The 15284-nt window shown below is 70.2% G+C and carries 13 protein-coding genes; 2 read left to right on the plus strand and 11 right to left on the minus strand.

What is annotated here, in order from left to right:
• Positions 1 to 69 precede the first annotated feature (69 nt).
• The 7 genes from ISF28_RS01210 to wrbA form a co-directional block, all read right to left on the minus strand.
• Positions 70 to 1902 carry an ABC transporter transmembrane domain-containing protein gene (locus ISF28_RS01210; RefSeq protein WP_229518795.1) on the minus strand — a complete coding sequence of 611 codons (1833 nt, stop codon included), beginning with the start codon at positions 1900 to 1902 and terminating at the stop codon, positions 70 to 72.
• 65 nt (positions 1903 to 1967) lie between these two features.
• Positions 1968 to 3032, minus strand: a complete 1065-nt coding sequence (locus ISF28_RS01215; protein ID WP_198115320.1) for a lipocalin-like domain-containing protein — start codon at positions 3030 to 3032, stop codon at positions 1968 to 1970.
• Positions 3033 to 3037: 5 nt separating this feature from the next.
• On the minus strand, positions 3038 to 5599 hold the full coding sequence (locus ISF28_RS01220; RefSeq protein ID WP_198115321.1) for an FtsX-like permease family protein: 2562 nt from the start codon (positions 5597 to 5599) through the stop codon (positions 3038 to 3040).
• Positions 5599 to 6033 (minus strand): DUF4124 domain-containing protein, encoded by a 435-nt coding sequence (locus tag ISF28_RS01225; RefSeq protein WP_198115322.1) that lies wholly within the window; start codon positions 6031 to 6033, stop codon positions 5599 to 5601. Before ISF28_RS01225 ends, ISF28_RS01220 begins: the two co-directional genes overlap by 1 nt.
• A gap of 13 nt (positions 6034 to 6046) precedes the next feature.
• Positions 6047 to 7456 carry an FAD-binding oxidoreductase gene (locus tag ISF28_RS01230; protein WP_198115323.1) on the minus strand — a complete coding sequence of 470 codons (1410 nt, stop codon included), beginning with the start codon at positions 7454 to 7456 and terminating at the stop codon, positions 6047 to 6049.
• A 5-nt stretch (positions 7457 to 7461) separates the two neighbouring features.
• The gene (locus ISF28_RS01235; RefSeq protein WP_198115324.1) at positions 7462 to 7860 is read right to left on the minus strand and encodes a DUF2069 domain-containing protein; all 399 of its coding nucleotides are present in this window, start codon (positions 7858 to 7860) and stop codon (positions 7462 to 7464) included.
• A gap of 3 nt (positions 7861 to 7863) precedes the next feature.
• Positions 7864 to 8475, minus strand: coding sequence for an NAD(P)H:quinone oxidoreductase (gene wrbA, locus ISF28_RS01240; protein ID WP_198115325.1), 612 nt, complete (start codon positions 8473 to 8475; stop codon positions 7864 to 7866).
• A gap of 56 nt (positions 8476 to 8531) precedes the next feature.
• Between wrbA and ISF28_RS01245 the strand changes: the two genes are divergently transcribed.
• The gene (locus ISF28_RS01245; protein WP_229518796.1) at positions 8532 to 9908 is read left to right on the plus strand and encodes a YihY family inner membrane protein; all 1377 of its coding nucleotides are present in this window, start codon (positions 8532 to 8534) and stop codon (positions 9906 to 9908) included.
• Here the strand turns inward: ISF28_RS01245 and ISF28_RS01250 are convergent.
• Genes ISF28_RS01250 through ISF28_RS01260 form a run of 3 tightly spaced genes read right to left on the minus strand, consistent with a single transcriptional unit; the run spans position 9898 to position 12213 of the window.
• The gene (locus tag ISF28_RS01250) at positions 9898 to 10206 is read right to left on the minus strand and encodes an Mpo1-like protein (RefSeq protein ID WP_198115326.1); all 309 of its coding nucleotides are present in this window, start codon (positions 10204 to 10206) and stop codon (positions 9898 to 9900) included. The two genes, ISF28_RS01245 and ISF28_RS01250, sit on opposite strands and share 11 nt — an antisense overlap.
• A gap of 59 nt (positions 10207 to 10265) precedes the next feature.
• Positions 10266 to 11075 (minus strand): alpha/beta fold hydrolase, encoded by an 810-nt coding sequence (locus ISF28_RS01255; RefSeq protein ID WP_198115327.1) that lies wholly within the window; start codon positions 11073 to 11075, stop codon positions 10266 to 10268.
• 1 nt (position 11076) lies between these two features.
• Positions 11077 to 12213, minus strand: coding sequence for a PLP-dependent transferase (locus tag ISF28_RS01260; protein ID WP_198115328.1), 1137 nt, complete (start codon positions 12211 to 12213; stop codon positions 11077 to 11079).
• 191 nt (positions 12214 to 12404) lie between these two features.
• Here ISF28_RS01260 and ISF28_RS01265 point away from each other — a divergent pair, with 191 nt between their 5' ends.
• A complete protein-coding gene (locus tag ISF28_RS01265; RefSeq protein ID WP_198115329.1) occupies positions 12405 to 12860 on the plus strand; it encodes a CBS domain-containing protein in 456 nt (151 codons plus the stop codon).
• 102 nt (positions 12861 to 12962) lie between these two features.
• Here ISF28_RS01265 and ISF28_RS01270 read toward each other — a convergent pair whose 3' ends face one another.
• Positions 12963 to 15203 (minus strand): putative bifunctional diguanylate cyclase/phosphodiesterase, encoded by a 2241-nt coding sequence (locus ISF28_RS01270; protein WP_198115330.1) that lies wholly within the window; start codon positions 15201 to 15203, stop codon positions 12963 to 12965.
• Positions 15204 to 15284 lie beyond the last annotated feature (81 nt).

Consider the following 15284-nt stretch of genomic DNA (forward strand, 5'->3'; position numbering starts at 1 on the left):
AGCAACAAAATCTTGCCAGGATGGCACGAACTGCCGTGAAATCGCTTTCAATGTTGCCGACCCGCTAACTCAGTGTTCGACCTGGACGTTGTGAAACTGCAAAGCCGCCAGGTTCGCATAGATGCCGCCGAGTGCCACCAGCGACGCATGCGTGCCCGTCTCGACGATGCGGCCGTCTTCCATCACGATGATGCGGTCGGCCCGCTGCACGGTGGCCAGGCGGTGCGCGATGATGAGGGTCGTGCGGCCCACCATCGCCGCTTCGAGTGCGCGCTGCACGAGGCGTTCCGACTCGGCGTCGAGGGCGCTCGTCGCTTCGTCCAGCAGCAGCAGCGGCGGGTTCTTGAGCAGCGCCCGCGCGATCGCGATGCGCTGGCGCTGGCCGCCGGACAGCCGCACGCCGCGCTCGCCCAGGTAGGACTGGTAGCCTTCCGGCAGGCGTTCGATGAATTCGTGGGCCGCGGCCAGCTTCGCGGCGGCGATCACTTCCTCGTCCGTCGCGTCGGCACGGCCGTAGCGGATGTTTTCCAGCGCGTTGGCGGAGAAGATCACCGTATCCTGCGGGACGATGCCGATGGCGTCGCGCAGCACGTGCAGGTCGAGGTCGCGGATGTCGACGCCGTCGAGGCGGATCGCGCCCGACTGCGGGTCGTAGAAGCGCAGCAGGAGCTGGAACAGCGTCGTCTTGCCGGCGCCGGACGGGCCGACGACGGCGACCGTCTCGCCGGGCTTCACGTCGAGGTTCACGTGGTCCAGCGCGGCCGTCTCGGGCCGCGACGGGTACGAGAACTGCACCTGCGCGAGGTTCAGGGCGGCGCCGCCGGCCGCGCGCGCGGGCAGCGGCGTCGGGTGCGCGGGGTTGCGGATGTCGGAGCGCACCGCCAGCAGTTCCAGCAGGCGTTCGGTGGCGCCGGCCGCGCGCTGGGCGTCGCCCATCACCTCGGACAACGCGCCGAGCGCGCCGGAGACGAGGGACGCGTACAGGATGAACTGTCCGAGGTCGCCGCCCGTCATGGTCCCCTGCAGCACGGCGTGCGCGCCCAGCCACAGCACGAACACGATGGCGCCGAAGACGAGGGCGATCGCGACCAAGGTCAGCATGGCGCGCGCGCGGATGCGCCGCATCGCCGTGGCGAACGCGCCTTCGACCGAGGCGCCGAAGCGCCGCGCCTCGATCTTTTCGTGGGTGAACGCCTGCACGGTCGGCATGGCGTTGAGGATCTCGCCGGCCATCGCCGACGCGTCCGCGATGCGGTCCTGCGAGTCGCGCGACAGCTTGCGCACGCGCCGGCCGAACAGGACGATCGGCACGACGACGAGCACCAAGAGGCCGAGGATGATCGAGGTGAGCTTCGCGCTCGTCACGAACAGCATGGCCAGGCCGCCGACGAACAGCAGCGTGTTGCGCAGCGCGAGCGAGATGCTGGTGCCGACGACGGTCTGGATGAGGGTCGTGTCCGTCGTCAGGCGCGACAGCACTTCGCCCGTGCGCGTGGTCTCGAAGAATTCCGGGCTCTGTTCGACGACGTGGCGGTAGACGGCGCTGCGGATGTCGGCCGTCACGCGCTCGCCCAGCCACGACACCATGTAATACCGCGCGGCCGTCGCGACCGCGAGCACGGACGCGACGCCGAACAGCGCGAGGAACGTGGCGTTGACGTTGGCCGCGCTCGCGCCGCCGCCCCCGCGGCCGGCGCCGGCGGCGCCGAAGCCGTGGTCGATCATCTGCTTGAAGGCGGCCGGGATCGCGAGCGTGGCGCCGGCCGCGACGAGCAGCGCGATGCCGGCGAGCAGGAACTGGCGGCGGTATGGGCGCAGGAAGGGCAGCAGGCCTTTCAGGGCGGCGAGGGCGCTTCTGCGCGCGGCGGGCGTGGGGGTCTCGGTGGCGGTACCGTTGCTCATGTCGTTGTGCGTCGTTCGTGGAGGTGCGGATGCTTGCGTGTTCATGGCTTCATAGCTTCATAGCTTCATAGCTTCATGGCGGATACGTAGCCCGTCAGTTCGAGATAGCCGCGGCCGGCGGGCCGGCCGTCGCGCCAGGCGGTGACGGCGCCTTCCCAGTACACGGCCCCGGTCGATGCGCGCGAATCGAGTTCCTGGTCGGGTTGCAGGGGCTCGATGCGCCATTTCGTTGTCCCCGTCGTCAATACCGTCGCCACCGGGTAGGCGGCGTTGGTGCGGGGCGAGGTCCAGGTCCGTCGTGGCGCGAAGCGCACCTGGTCCGGGCCGTACTGCGTCACGCGGCCGGCCGTGTCGCGCCAGGTCGCGTGGGCCCACAGTGTACTACCATCCTTGGCGCGGATCCGGAAGGCCATGAGGGCGCCGCCGTCGTCGAGGTTGATGCCGGTCCAGTCCCAGCCGGCGGCGTTCGTGTCCAGCACCTGGCTGGACCATTCGTGATCGAGCCACGCGGTGCCGGTGACTGCCTGCTTGCGGCCCGCGCGGACGATCTCGCCGTCGACTTGCAAATGCGGCTCGCTGTAGTAGTAACTCGCATGCCCGGCCTGCCGACCTTTTTGCGAATAACCGGCGTCTCCCTGCAGCAGCAAGGGTTGCGTGGGCGCGAGGCGCAACGTGAACGACAGGTCGCCGGCGCGCACGACGACGCGGTAGCGGCCGTCCGGCTCGCGCCGCATGCTCCAGTCGTCCAGCTTGACGTCGGTCGTGCCCGTGGCCGCGTGGGCGAGGCCGAAACCGGCGCGGGCGCTGCGCTGGTCGTGCACGAGGTGGCCGACGGCGGGGTCGGACAGGGCCGCGTGCCCGATGATCAGCTGCTTGGGCGCGAACGCGCTGGGGTTGGCGGAATCGGTCTCCGTGCGGCTGCGGAAGAACGTGACCTGGAAGCCCAGCGGCTTGCCGTCGGGCGTTTGCAGCCAGCCGGTCGCGTACCACCATTCCGTGCGGTAGTCGGGATGGGCGCCGTAGTCGGCCGGGAAGACCAGGGCGCGGCCCGGCGTGACCGTCGCGAAGACGGGCGGCGCGGCTTGGGCGCAGGCGGCGAACAGCCACAGGACGAGGACGCGCAATATCATGATCGTCACCAGTCCTCCCGGACGGCGCGCACCGGCCCGCCGGACAGCGCGTAGCGGCCCGACACGAGCGCCGTCGCCACGGACGCCGCCACCAGCACGGTCGCGACACTCGCCAGCAAGGGCCAGGGCAGGTGCAGCTGCATGGTCCAGTGGAACGACTGCGGATTGACGACGTAGACGAGGATCAGGCTGATGACGAGCCCCAGCACGAACCCGGTCGCGACGCCCAGCGCCGTCAGGGCGCCGCCTTCGACGGCGAGGATGCCGAGCACCTGGCCGCGCGTGACGCCCACGTGGCGCAGCATGCCGAATTCCTTCGCGCGCGCCAGCGTCTGCGCGGAGAAGGTGGCCGCCACGCCCGAGAGGCCGATGGCGATCGCGATCGCCTCCAGCAGGTACGTGACGGCGAAGCTGCGGTCGAAGATCTTCAGGCTCATGGCGCGGATGTCGCCGGGGCGCGCCATCTGCAGCGCGGCGCCGAACGGCAGGCGGCGCAACGCCGCTTGCAGTTGCGCGGCGTCGACGCCGGGCGCGGTCCAGAATGCGGCGTCCGTGACGGTCGTGTCCCCGGTGAGGGCGCGGTAGTCGGCCAGGCGCACGACGACGGCCCCGCTCTGGCTGGCGTAGTCGCGCCACACGCCGGCGATGAAAAAGGGTTGCGGGCGGCCGCCCAGGGGCAGCGTCAGGACCTGGCCGACGCGCAGGCGATACAGGTCCGTCATCGCTTCCGAGATCCACACGGGCCGGCTGCCGGCCGGGACCGGCGCGCCGGCGCCGACGAGGGCGAGCATCCGTCCGGGATCGGCGGCATCGATGTCGCGCGCGATGAGCACGATGTTCGGGCGCGCGGGATCGAGCGACAAGGGCCGCGTGCGCAGGAAGGCGCTGCGCGCGACTCCCGGCACGGCGGCCATGGCGGCCTGTTCGCGCGGCCCGAAGCCGCCCGTGTTGCCGCCGCCGCTGCTCCGCACGTACAGGTCGGCGGGCAGGATGTGCAGGATCCAGTCGTCGACGGAGACGCGGAAACTGGCGACCATGATGCCCATCGCGACCATCAGGCTGAAGCTCGCGAGCACGCCGCCCAGCGCGATCGACGCCTGGCCGGGCGCGTTGGCGAGGCGCGCGAGGGTCAGCGCCAGCACGGGCGAGCGCTCTTCGCGGCCCCGCAGCAGGCGTTCGAGGTGGCGGAATGCAGACGCGGCCAGCCGGGGCATCAGGCCGATGCCGCCCACGAGCAGCAGGGCGACGGCAAAGTAGCCGAACAGCGGCAGGCCGAACACGGGCGGCGCGAACGCGCAGGCGCCGGCCAGCAGCAGGCAGGCGAGCGCGGGCCAGACGCGGTTCAGGCGGTCCAGGGCCGTTTCGTCGTTGCCGGATTTGAGGGCGATGGCGGGACGGGCCCGCGCCGCCTCCAATGCCGGCGCCGCGCAGCCGAGCAGCGCGACGCCCAGGCCCAGGGCGAAGTAGACGAGGGCGGCGCCGGGCGCGAACGCGACGCGCGGCTTCACGCCGGGGAAGTAGCCGGCGCCGAGGTCGCCGCCGAACAGCGCCAGCGCCGCGGCGGCGAGGCCGTAGCCGGCCGCGATGCCGAGCAGGGCGCCGAGCACGCCGAGGATCGCGCCTTCCAGCAGCACCTGGCGCAGCAGGCCGCGGCGCGGCAGGCCCAGCACGCGCAGCAGCGCGAACTGCCCGCGCCGGCGCAGCACGGACAGGGCTTGCGTGGAAAACACGAGGAACGCGCCCGTGAACAGCGCGACGAGGGCCAGCACCGTAAGGTTCACGCGGTAGGCACGGCTCAGGTTGTTGCTGCGGCTTTCCTGGTTGGCGTCGCCCGGCCGGCCGACCGTGAAGCGGCCCGGATAATCGCGCTCGAGTTCCGCCGTCAGCGCCCGTTCGAACGCGGCGCGGTCGACGCCGTCGCGCAGTTTCAGGTCGATGCGCGACAGCTTGCCGACGAGGTGGAAGCGCCATTGCAGCGCACCGATGTCCATCACGCCCAGGCGCTGCCCGCTGCGCGCGTGCAGGATCGGCCCCGCCACGCGCAGCCGCACGTTGTCCGTGCCGGCGCGCAGGACGAGGACGTCGCCGCGCGTCTTGCCCAGCCAGGCCTGGGCGGCCGGGGACAGGAATACGGCGTCGTCGGCGAGCACGTCGTACGGGTGGGCCGGATCCGGCACGCCCATCAGGTCGGGCGCGATGTAGCCGGCGCGGAAGGCGTCGAGGCCGACGATCTTGAGCGCGCCCGCCGTCCGTCCCTGATCGTCCGCGCGCGCCGCGTCCACTTCCAGCACGGGCGAGGCGACGGCGACGCCCTCGTGCTGCGCCAGGCGCGGATAGATGCCTTCGTCGAACAGGGCCTCTCGCCCCGTCACCTGGACGTCGGCGCGGCCGGACAGGCTTTGCACGGCCGCGTTGAATTCGTTGAAGGCGGCCGCGTTGATCAGGTGGATGGCGAAGCCCATCGCGACGCCGACGGCGATGGCGACGACGGCCAGCACGGCGCGCATCGGGTGCGCGCGCCATTCGCCGAACAGCAGCCAGCGCGCCAGCGGGGCGGTGCCGGACATCACGCCGGACATTCCAGCGCCAGCGCTTCCTGCGCCCGTTGTGCCCGGCGCTGCGCCGCGACGCGGCCGCGGCCCGTCAGGCGGGCGGCGTCTTCGTCGGCCCAGCGCTTGCGCAGGTGCAGGCGCGCGCACTGCTTGCGGTGCGCCCCGGCCGTGCGCGCCGCGCGGGCGTCGGCCCTGGCGCTGCGCCGCTCTTCCTTGGCCTGGGCGAGGCGCAGCTTTTCCAGTTCGACGAGCGTGCGCGCATCGCGCGCGGCGACCGTCTCCGCGCCTTCCGGGCGCACGCCGGCGGGCGGCGGCAGTTCGACGGACTTGCCGGCGGCGCAAGGTCGGTCGGCATAGCTCGTCTTGCCGGCGTGCGTGCACTTGTAGACGGGCTGGGCGAGGGCATTGGACAGCGCGCAGGCCGCCAGCAGGGGGATCAAACGGTTCATCGCGGTCTCCCGGTCAAAGAATTTTACCGGGGTTCATGATGCCGAGCGGGTCGAGGGCGGCCTTGATGGCACGCATCAGATCCAGTTCGATCGGGGATTTGTAGCGCGGCAGTTCGTCCCGCTTGAGCGCGCCGACGCCGTGTTCGGCCGAGATCGATCCGCCGTGCGCCGCCACGCTGTCGTGCACGATGCGGTTGATGGGGCCTTGCTGCGCGAGGAAGTCGTCGTGGCGGACGCCTTCCGGCGGCGCGACGTTGTAGTGCAGGTTGCCGTCGCCCAGGTGACCGAAGCAGACCACCTGCACGCCCGGATAATCCGCTTCCAGGCGGGCGTCCGTCGCCTCGATGAAGTCGGCGATGCGCGAGATCGGCACCGAGATGTCGTGCTTGATGTTCTTGCCGGCGGCTGCCTGCGCGAGCGGGATGTGCTCGCGGATCGCCCACAGCGCGCGCGCCCGGGCGATCGACGTCGCGACGACGGCGTCGCGCGCGACGCCTTCCTCCAGCGCACGTTCGATGGCGCGCTCCAGCAGGGCGACGCCGTGCGCCTCGGATTCGTGGCTGGACAATTCCAGCAGCGCGTAGTGCGGATAGCGTTCCGGGAACGGTTGCGGCAGGTCGGGGAAGTGGGTGGCGACGAGGCGCAGGCTGACGTCGCTCATCAATTCATAGCCCGTCAAGGTGGGGCCGCATTCCGCCTCGACGAGCTTCAGCAGGGCCAGGGCGTCGCGCGGCGTGGCCAGCGCCACGAGCGCCGTGAGCGCCGCCTTGGGTTGCGGGAACAGCTTCAGCACGGCCCCCGTGATGACGCCGAGCGTGCCTTCCGCGCCCACGTACAGGTCGCGCAGGTCGTAGCCGGTATTGTCCTTGCGCAGGCCGCGCAGCCCGTCCCACACGTCGCCCTGCGCCGTGACGACTTCCAGGCCCAGGCACAGCTCGCGCGTGTTCCCGTAGCGCAGCACGCCCGTGCCGCCGGCATTGGTCGACAGGTTGCCGCCGATGGTGCAGCTGCCCTCGGCCGCGAGCGACAGGGGGAACAGCATGCCGTGTTCGCTTGCCGCCTGCTGGACGTCGTGCAGGATGCAGCCGGCGTCCACCGTCATCGTGCGGTTGAACGGGTCGACGGACCGGATGCGGTTCAGGCGCCGCAGCGACAGCACGACGGCGGCGCCCGAGGCGTCCGGCACGCTGCCCAGCACGAGTCCCGTGCGGCCGCCCTGGGGGACGATGGGCACGGCAAGCTCGGCGCACAGGCGCACGACGGCGGCGACCTGCGCCGTGTCGGCGGGGCGCACGACGGCGCGCGAGCGTCCCGTGAAGCGGCCGCGCCAGTCGGTGAGATAGGGTGCGGTGTCGTGCTCGTCGACGAGGACGTTGACCGCGCCGACGATGGCGCCGCAGCGTTCGATAAGGTGATCAGTCATGCGGGTCAGTCATGCGGCACTTTGACCTTGTCCAGCAATTCCTTGGCCAGTTTCTGCGCCTGCTTCTTGTACGGCCGCAGGTACAGCAGTGCGAACAGGAAGTACGAGGCCACGAGCAGGGTTTCGCCCAGGGCCATCATGCGCGACAGTTCCGCGCGGTCGCTCCAGGCGCGCACGATGCCTTCGACCAGGTAGATCAGGATCACCATCGACGACCACTGCAGCGTGTACAGGTCGCGTTTGAGCACGCCGCGCAGCGGCAGCAGCAGCGGCAGGGCCTTGAGGGCCAGCAGCGAGCCGCCCGGATGGAGCGGCGCCACGACGATCTCCCAGGCCAGCAGCCAGGCGAGCAGCAGGACCAGGCTGGTCACCGCGCCCGTATGAAACACCCTTAACACTTGCATCGCCTATTCCATCCCCTGCAGTTTGCGGCTTGCTTGTGCGAGGCGCCGGCCGAGCGCGATCGCAAGCCGCTTCTCGTCTTCCGTCACCGGGCGGGTGCCGTCCACGCCGGACCAGTGGGTCGCGCCGTAGGGACTGCCGCCGCTGGCGGTGGTCATCAGTTCCGGCTCGGTGTAGGGCAGGCCCATCACCATCATGCCGTGGTGCAGCAGCGGGATCATCATCGACAGCAAGGTCGATTCCTGGCCGCCGTGCAGGCTGCCCGTCGACGTGAACACGGCCGCCGGCTTGCCGGCCAGGGTGCCGGACAGCCATTGCGCGGAGGTGCCGTCGAGGAAATATTTCATCGGTGCCGCCATATTGCCGAAGCGCGTGGGCGAACCCAGCGCCAGTCCGGCGCATTCGGCCAGGTCCTCGAGTTCCACGTACGGCGCGCCTGCGCGCGGGATGTCGGGTGCCGTCGCTTCGGCGACCGTCGACACGGCCGGCACCGTCCGCAGCCGGGCTTCCATGCCGGGCACGCTGTCGACGCCCTGGCCGATCAGTTCGGCCAGCCGGCGCGTCTTGCCATGACGTGAGTAATACAACACGAGGATAATCCGATTGGTTGGGTTCATCGTTGGTATTATAGGGCGCTTTACAAGATGACACGCCCGCCACGAGCGCTTTTTCGATGCTTTCCAAGACCGTCACCAATCTTTCCCGCAGCACGACCGAGATGATCAACACGGGCGTCGACCGGGTGCGCGGGCTGACGTGGAACGAGGCGCGCGATCTCGTGCGCTTCGCGCGCCGCCGCCTGACCGAAGAAAAGCTTCCCCAGGTGGCGGGCAGCCTCACGTTCACGACCACGCTGGCCATCGTGCCCCTGCTGACGATCGTGCTCGCCGTCTTCACGACCTTTCCCATGTTCGGCAAGCTGCGCACGGCACTCGACAATTACTTCGTCCAGATGCTGATGCCCAGGGCGATCGCGAACACGATCACGTCGAACCTGACGCAATTCGCCAGCAAGGCGACGGGTCTGTCGGCGGTGGGCGGTATCGCGCTCGTGTTCACGTCGGTCGCCCTGATTGGCACGATCGAGCGGGCGTTCAACCAGATCTGGAAAGTCCGCCAGCCGCGGCCCCTCGTCCAGCGGGTGCTCGTGTACTGGGCGCTCGTGACGCTGGGCCCGCTCGCGTTCGGTATCTCGCTGACCTTGACGTCGCAGCTGTTTTCCGCCACCAACAGCCTGATGAGCCTCGTGCCGTTCCTGGGCGCCGTGTTCTACACGGTCGTGTCGGTCGCATTGACGACGGGCGCCTACGTCCTGCTGTACATGATCGTGCCGAACCGCGACGTCGACTGGCGCGACGCCATGTGGGGCGGGCTCGTCGCTGCCATCGCGTTCGAGGTGGCGAAGCGCGTGTTCGCCGTCTTCATCCGCCAGTTTCCCACCTACGCCATCATCTACGGCGCGCTGGCGGCCCTGCCGCTGTTCCTCGTCTGGATGTACCTGTCGTGGATGATCACCCTGGTGGGCGCGCTGCTCACGGCCGCGCTGCCGATCGTCAAGTACGAACGGTGGTGGTACGAGCCCGTGCCGGGCGGCGCCTTCGTCGACGCGATGGCCGTGCTGAAAGTCCTGCAGGGCGGGGCGCGGCTGACGGGCACCGCCATGGTGTCGAGCGCCCAGATCCGGGCCTCGACCCGCATCGGCTACGACGAGATGACGGCGTTGCTGGAGCAGATGCTGGCGGCCGGCTGGGTGGGCCGGGTGCAGGCCGAGACGCAAGTCGCGCTGCGGTGGGGCAAGGGCGCGCCGGCGGGAACCCAGTGCTGGGTGCTGCTCGTCGATCCGCGCCTGATCCGCCTGGCCGACGTCTACCGCCTGTTCGTGTTCGGCGGCATCGGCAGCGAGGCGGGGCCCGTGGGCGACGCGGCGCAGGCGCCGCTGGCGCTGGACACGGCCGCGCTGGCGCGCGAAGTGGAGGCCGCCGTGGAGCGGGGACTGGACGAAACGCTGGCCGAGCATTTCGAGCGCACGGCGGCGCCGGTCACCAGGTGAGCTTGCCGGTCAGCATCTGCCAGTACATGACCCAGTCGGCGCGGAACGAATACCACGGGTAGTCGAACGTGGCCGGGCGGTTTTTCTCGAACAGGAAGTGGCCGATCCAGGCGCCGCCATACCCCGTCACGACGGCCACGAGCAGCCACCACGGGTTCAGGCTGTCGATGTACTGGGCAACTCCCGCGATGGCGGACGACGTGCCGAGGAAGTGGGCGCGCCGGCACAGGCGGTGTTCGTGCTGGGCCAGGTAATAGGGATAGAACTGCGCGAAGCTGTCGTAGCGTACGGCGGCCATGGCGTGTCTCCTGATTTTTCCGATGTTTCCCGATCGGTTCCCGCTGCGCCCAGTGTAGATCAATTCAGGCCGCGCACGAAGTCCGCCAACGCGGCCGCGACGTCGTCCGGCCGCTCCGTCATCAACGCATGCCCGCAATCGAACGCGGCCACGCGCGCGTGCGGGATCGCCGCCACGAGCGCCTGCGCCGAGCGGGGCGGGGTCATGACGTCGCGCCGGCCCTGCACGAACAGCGCCGGACACGCGACGGCCCCGGCGGCCGCGGCGCCGTTCGCATACGTGTTGCACGCGACGAAGTCCGTGTGCAGCAGTTGCGCGGGATGGATCTCCGACAGGCGCTGCATCAGCCGGCGCGACGCGCCCGGCACCCAGAAGCCCTGCGGGCTGCCAGGCGCCGCCGGCGCGATGCCCGCGTGCGACCACAGGTTCACCATGTCGATGGCGGCCGCTTCGTCCGACAGCGCCGTTGCCAGCAGCGCATCCGATACCTTCATCGGCCACGTGCTGCCGACGAGGGCGAGGGCGCGTACCCGCGCCGGTTGCCGGAACGCGGCTTCCAGCGCGATCAGCGATCCCATGCTGTGGCCGGCGAGCACGGCGCGGTCGATGCCGGCCGCGTCCAGCAGGGCGAGCAGCCAGTCGGCCATCGCCTCCACCGTCACCAGGGCGGAGCCGGCGCTGCGGCCGTGGCCGGGCAGATCGACGGCCAGCACGGCGTGGCCCTGCCGCGCCAGCGCGTGGGCCTGGGCCGTCCACACGGAATGGTCGTTCTGGGCGCCGTGGACGAGGACGACGGCGGAACGGTCCGGCGCGGGTTCCGTGCCGGCGGTGTAGGCGTAGGCGGTATTGCCGTTTACGTCGATCAGCATGTCAGGCTCCTTTCTGCGCCAGTTTCAGGGCGCGGTCGAGGTCGCCCAAGAGGTCGTCCGTGTCTTCCAGCCCGACCGTCAGGCGGATCGCGCCGGCGCCGAGCGGCGCGGCGTGCGAACGGGCGCCGCCGCAGCCGGCGTCGCGGCCGAAGATCTTCAGCCCGTCGAGGAAGCGTCCGGCGGCGGCTATGCCCCCCTGCAGCGTGAACGGAACGACGGCGCCGCAGCCGCGCGGCAGCAGTCGGCGCGCAAGGTCGTGGTCCGGGTGGCTGTCCAGGCCGGGATAGGCGACGCCGGCCACGGCCGGGTGCGCGGCGAGCATTTCCGCGACCCGGTGCGCGCCGGTGACGTGGCGGTCCATGCGCACGCCCAGCGTCTCCAGGCCGTCGAGGATCACGCCGGCGTCGTGGGCGCCGAGCGTCGCGCCGAAATCGCGCAGGGCGGCGTGGCGGGCGCGCAGGGCGAACGCGCCTACCGTCGACTCCTCGGCGAACACGCGGCCGTCGCAGCCCGGATCCGGTTCGCACAATGCGGCGAAGCGCCCCGTGCGCCCGTGGGCCGCGTGCCAGTCGAACGTGCCGCCGTCGACGAGCAGGCCGCCCGCCGCATCCGCTTTCCCGGCGAGGAAGCCGGCCCCGTGGACCACGAGGTCGGCGCCGTGGTCGACTGGCGCCAGCAGCCACGGCGTGGCGAGCGTCGCGTCGACCACCAGCGGCAGGTCGTGCTCGTGCGCGATGGCGGCCACGGTCGGGATGTCGAGCACGTCGAGATTGTCACCGCCGAGGGCGGCGCCGACGAGCAGGCGCGTCTCGGGCCGGATGGCGGCGCGCCAGGCGCTGGGATCGCGCGCGTCGACGAAGGTCGCGGCGACGCCGAAGCGCCCCAGGCCGTGGGCCAGCAGCGCGGCGTGCCCGGCGCCCAGGTTGTTCGCGGCGACGACGTGGTGACCCGCGCCGGCGAGCGTGGCCAGCGCGAGGTGCAGGGCGGCCTGGCCGCTGGCGGCCGCGATGCCGGCCACGCCGCCTTCGAGGGCGGCGCTGCGTTCTTCCAGCGTGGCGACCGCCGCGGCCTGCGTGTGCGCGCCGGCGGCGGTGTGCAGCGCGAGGGTGGTAAAGCCGGGATACCTGGGTCCGCTCATGGCATGCTGTTCCTGAAAGACGAAGACGGCGCATGCTAGCACCCGATAGCGCTAACCGTTACATTTAATCATCAAGATCATGTGTCGTGCACGGTTGCAGGGCATAAAGCTGGATTTTTCCGAGAGCTTAGGCTAGAGTCAAATTTATGAAATACACAACGCAGCAAGCATCTCCAATCAAGGGGGTCCAAATGAAGGTATCGGAAATCCTGCAGGTCAAGGGCGACATTCTCTACACCGTGTCGCCGGACACCGACCTGGCCAACGCCGCCGCCACGATGGCCGAGCGCGACATCGGTTCGCTCGTCGTGATGGAATACGGCGACCTGGTCGGCATGCTGACCTTCCGCGAGGTCATGAAGGCCTTGCACGCGCATGGCGGTTCGCTCGAGAGCGCGGGCACCGTGCGCAAGCACATGGACGACAGTCCGATCACCGTCACGCCGGACACCGAAGTCAACGAAGTGCGCCGCATCATGCTGGAAAAGCACGCGCGCTACTTGCCCGTCATGAACGCGCGCACGCTGCTGGGCGTGATCTCGTTCTACGACGTCGCGAAGGCCGTGCTGGAAGCGCAGAGCTTCGAGAACCGCATGCTCAAGGCCTACATCCGCGATTGGCCCGCGGAGCAGATGGCCGAGGATTGACCCTCCCGGTTGCCGGTACGCGTTTGAAATGGTGGGCGCGGGGCGCCCACCCTACGGCACCGCTTAAATCGTAGGGTGGGCACCCCGTGCCCACCAAGCGTGTCACGCGGCCCGGGTCAGGACGTCGCTGCCCAACCACTCGATGAGCGCCTCGGGCGCCAGCGGCCGTGCGAACAGATAGCCCTGCGCCAGCGGGCACCCGAGCGTCTGCAGGATCTGCGCCTGGCGCTCGTCCTCCACGCCCTCGGCGATGATCGACAGGCCCAGGTTGCGCCCCAGTTCGATGACCATCTCGGCGATGCTGCTGCCGCGCGCCGCGTCCGTGATTTCGGTCACGAACGCGCGGTCGATCTTGAGCCGGTCCACGCACAGCCGCTGCAGATAGGACAGCGACGAGAACCCGGTCCCGAAATCGTCGATGGCGATCGACACGCCCGTGCGCTTGATCTCGGCCAGGCGTTCGATCAGCAGGTCCGGTTCTTCCATCGCCATCGATTCCGTGATCTCCAGCTCGACGCGCTCCGGCGGCGCGCCGGTGTCCAGCAGCGCCTGGCGCAGCATGTCGACGAAGTGCGGATGGCGGAACTGGACCTGCGAGACGTTGATCGACATCGTGAAGTCCAGGTGCCCGGCCGCGCGCACGCGCACGAGTTCCGCGCACGCTTCGCGCAGCACCCACGCGCCGATGTCGATGATCAGGCCCGAATATTCCGCGATCGGGATGAAGCGGTCCGGCGGCACGAAGCGGCCGTCTTCGGTGCGCCAGCGCAGCAGCGCCTCGGCGCCGAACGCGCGGCGCGCGGCCAGTTCGACTTGCGGCTGGTAGGCGAGGAATAGTTCGCCGCGCGCGAAGCCGCTGCGCAGCGCGTGCATGAGCCGCACGCGTTCGCGGATCTCCACGCCCATGCTGCGCGAAAAATAGAAGTGGCCGCCGCGGCGCAGGCTCTTGGCGCGCTTGAGGGCGATGTCGGCATCCTTCAGCGCGTCCGCCGCGCCGGCATCGTGTTCGCGCAGGCGCACGAGGCCCAGCGTGGCCGACACCTGCACGTCCTGGCCTTCGATGGAGAACGGCGCCGCGAACAGGTCCTGCACGGCGGGCGGGTCGATCAGGTCGTCCTGGCCCAGCACGCAGAAGATGTCGCCGCCGATGCGCGCCAGCGCCAGGCGGGCGTCCAGGCGCTGGCGCAGGCGCTGCGCCACGGCGACGAGCAGGGCGTCGCCGAACTGGTGGCCGAGGGCGTCGTTCGTCTCGGCGAACTGGTCGATGTCGACGAGGCACAAGGTGGCGTCGGCGCGCGTCTGCAGGCTGTCGTCGACGAGTTCGACGAGGCGCGTGCGGTTCGGCAGGCCCGTCAATGGGTCGTAGAACGCGGCGCGGTGCAGGTCGGTCATCAGCGCGACGTTGTCGAGGCCGACGGCGATGCTGCTCGTGAAGACGTCGACGAGCCCGCGGCGCAGGCCGTCCAGCGGCCGCGCGAGCCGCACCCACGCGGCGAAGTCGCAGTGGGCCTTGCCGCTGAAGTAGAGGGCCAGGTGGTCGTCGCGGACCAGGTTGCGGCGCTCGGCCAGCGCCTGCGCGATGGCGGCGGCCGGCCCCTGCGCACCGCGCAGGAGCATGCCGTCGTGCGTATAGCTCGCGCTGGGGCCGCAACTGGCCAGGACTTGCCAGCCTACGGCGGGGGTGCCCGGCGGGCAGGCGCACAACAGGCCGTCGGCCGGCTGGCCGGCGAGGGCGGCCACTTCGCGCAGGATGCCCAGGGTCATCTCGCCGACGGAATGCAGGGCCATCAGTTCGGTGTTCGCCCGCACGACTTCGGCCAGCCCCGTGCGGCTGTCTTCCAGCGCGTGGATCTGCTGGTAGGCGCGGATCGCCGCCGCCACGCTCGTGTACAGCTTCGTGCGGGTGAGTTCGGACTTGGTGCGGTAATCGTTGATGTCGTAGCCGCGGATCGCGTCCATCTCGGGCGCATAGCCGGGCTGGCCCGTGCGCAGGATGATGCGGACGTCGTGGCGGCCCAGCGTGTCGCGCACGTGGCGCACGAGCTGCAGCCCGGCGTCCGCCTGTTCCATCACCACGTCGAGCAGGATCACCGCGATGTCGCGCTCGCGCTCGAGCAGGGCCATGGCCTGGGCCGCCGAATAGGCATGCAGGAAGGCCAGCGGCCGGCCGTGCATCTCGAGGCTGCCCAACGCGAACGTCGTCGTCGAATGCACGTCCGCGTCGTCGTCGACGATCAGCACGCGCCATGCGCCGCTGCCATGGGGCGCGACTGCCGGCGTCTCGTCTGCGAACACCAGGTCGTCGTCCTGCGCGGCGCCTGAGGGCGTGTGCGGTGCGGGCATGTGCTACGTCTCCAGGTTAAGCTCGGTGATTGCGAACCAGTATATATGGAATGGTATCAATTCAGGAAATAAAATTCCATG

It is taken from the genome of Massilia rhizosphaerae (genome assembly GCF_016093545.1).
Lineage (GTDB): Bacteria > Pseudomonadota > Gammaproteobacteria > Burkholderiales > Burkholderiaceae_D > Telluria > Telluria rhizosphaerae.

Bases quoted from the DNA above. Each gene is read 5' to 3' on its own strand.
- ISF28_RS01210 (WP_229518795.1), bottom strand. From the start codon at position 1,902: ATGAGCAACGGTACCGCCACCGAGACCCCCACGCCCGCCGCGCGCAGA.
- ISF28_RS01215 (WP_198115320.1), bottom strand. From the start codon at position 3,032: ATGATATTGCGCGTCCTCGTCCTGTGGCTGTTCGCCGCCTGCGCCCAA.
- ISF28_RS01220 (WP_198115321.1), bottom strand. From the start codon at position 5,599: ATGTCCGGCACCGCCCCGCTGGCGCGCTGGCTGCTGTTCGGCGAATGG.
- ISF28_RS01225 (WP_198115322.1), bottom strand. From the start codon at position 6,033: ATGAACCGTTTGATCCCCCTGCTGGCGGCCTGCGCGCTGTCCAATGCC.
- ISF28_RS01230 (WP_198115323.1), bottom strand. From the start codon at position 7,456: ATGACTGATCACCTTATCGAACGCTGCGGCGCCATCGTCGGCGCGGTC.
- ISF28_RS01235 (WP_198115324.1), bottom strand. From the start codon at position 7,860: ATGCAAGTGTTAAGGGTGTTTCATACGGGCGCGGTGACCAGCCTGGTC.
- wrbA (WP_198115325.1), bottom strand. From the start codon at position 8,475: ATGAACCCAACCAATCGGATTATCCTCGTGTTGTATTACTCACGTCAT.
- ISF28_RS01245 (WP_229518796.1), top strand. From the start codon at position 8,532: ATGCTTTCCAAGACCGTCACCAATCTTTCCCGCAGCACGACCGAGATG.
- ISF28_RS01250 (WP_198115326.1), bottom strand. From the start codon at position 10,206: ATGGCCGCCGTACGCTACGACAGCTTCGCGCAGTTCTATCCCTATTAC.
- ISF28_RS01255 (WP_198115327.1), bottom strand. From the start codon at position 11,075: ATGCTGATCGACGTAAACGGCAATACCGCCTACGCCTACACCGCCGGC.
- ISF28_RS01260 (WP_198115328.1), bottom strand. From the start codon at position 12,213: ATGAGCGGACCCAGGTATCCCGGCTTTACCACCCTCGCGCTGCACACC.
- ISF28_RS01265 (WP_198115329.1), top strand. From the start codon at position 12,405: ATGAAGGTATCGGAAATCCTGCAGGTCAAGGGCGACATTCTCTACACC.
- ISF28_RS01270 (WP_198115330.1), bottom strand. From the start codon at position 15,203: ATGCCCGCACCGCACACGCCCTCAGGCGCCGCGCAGGACGACGACCTG.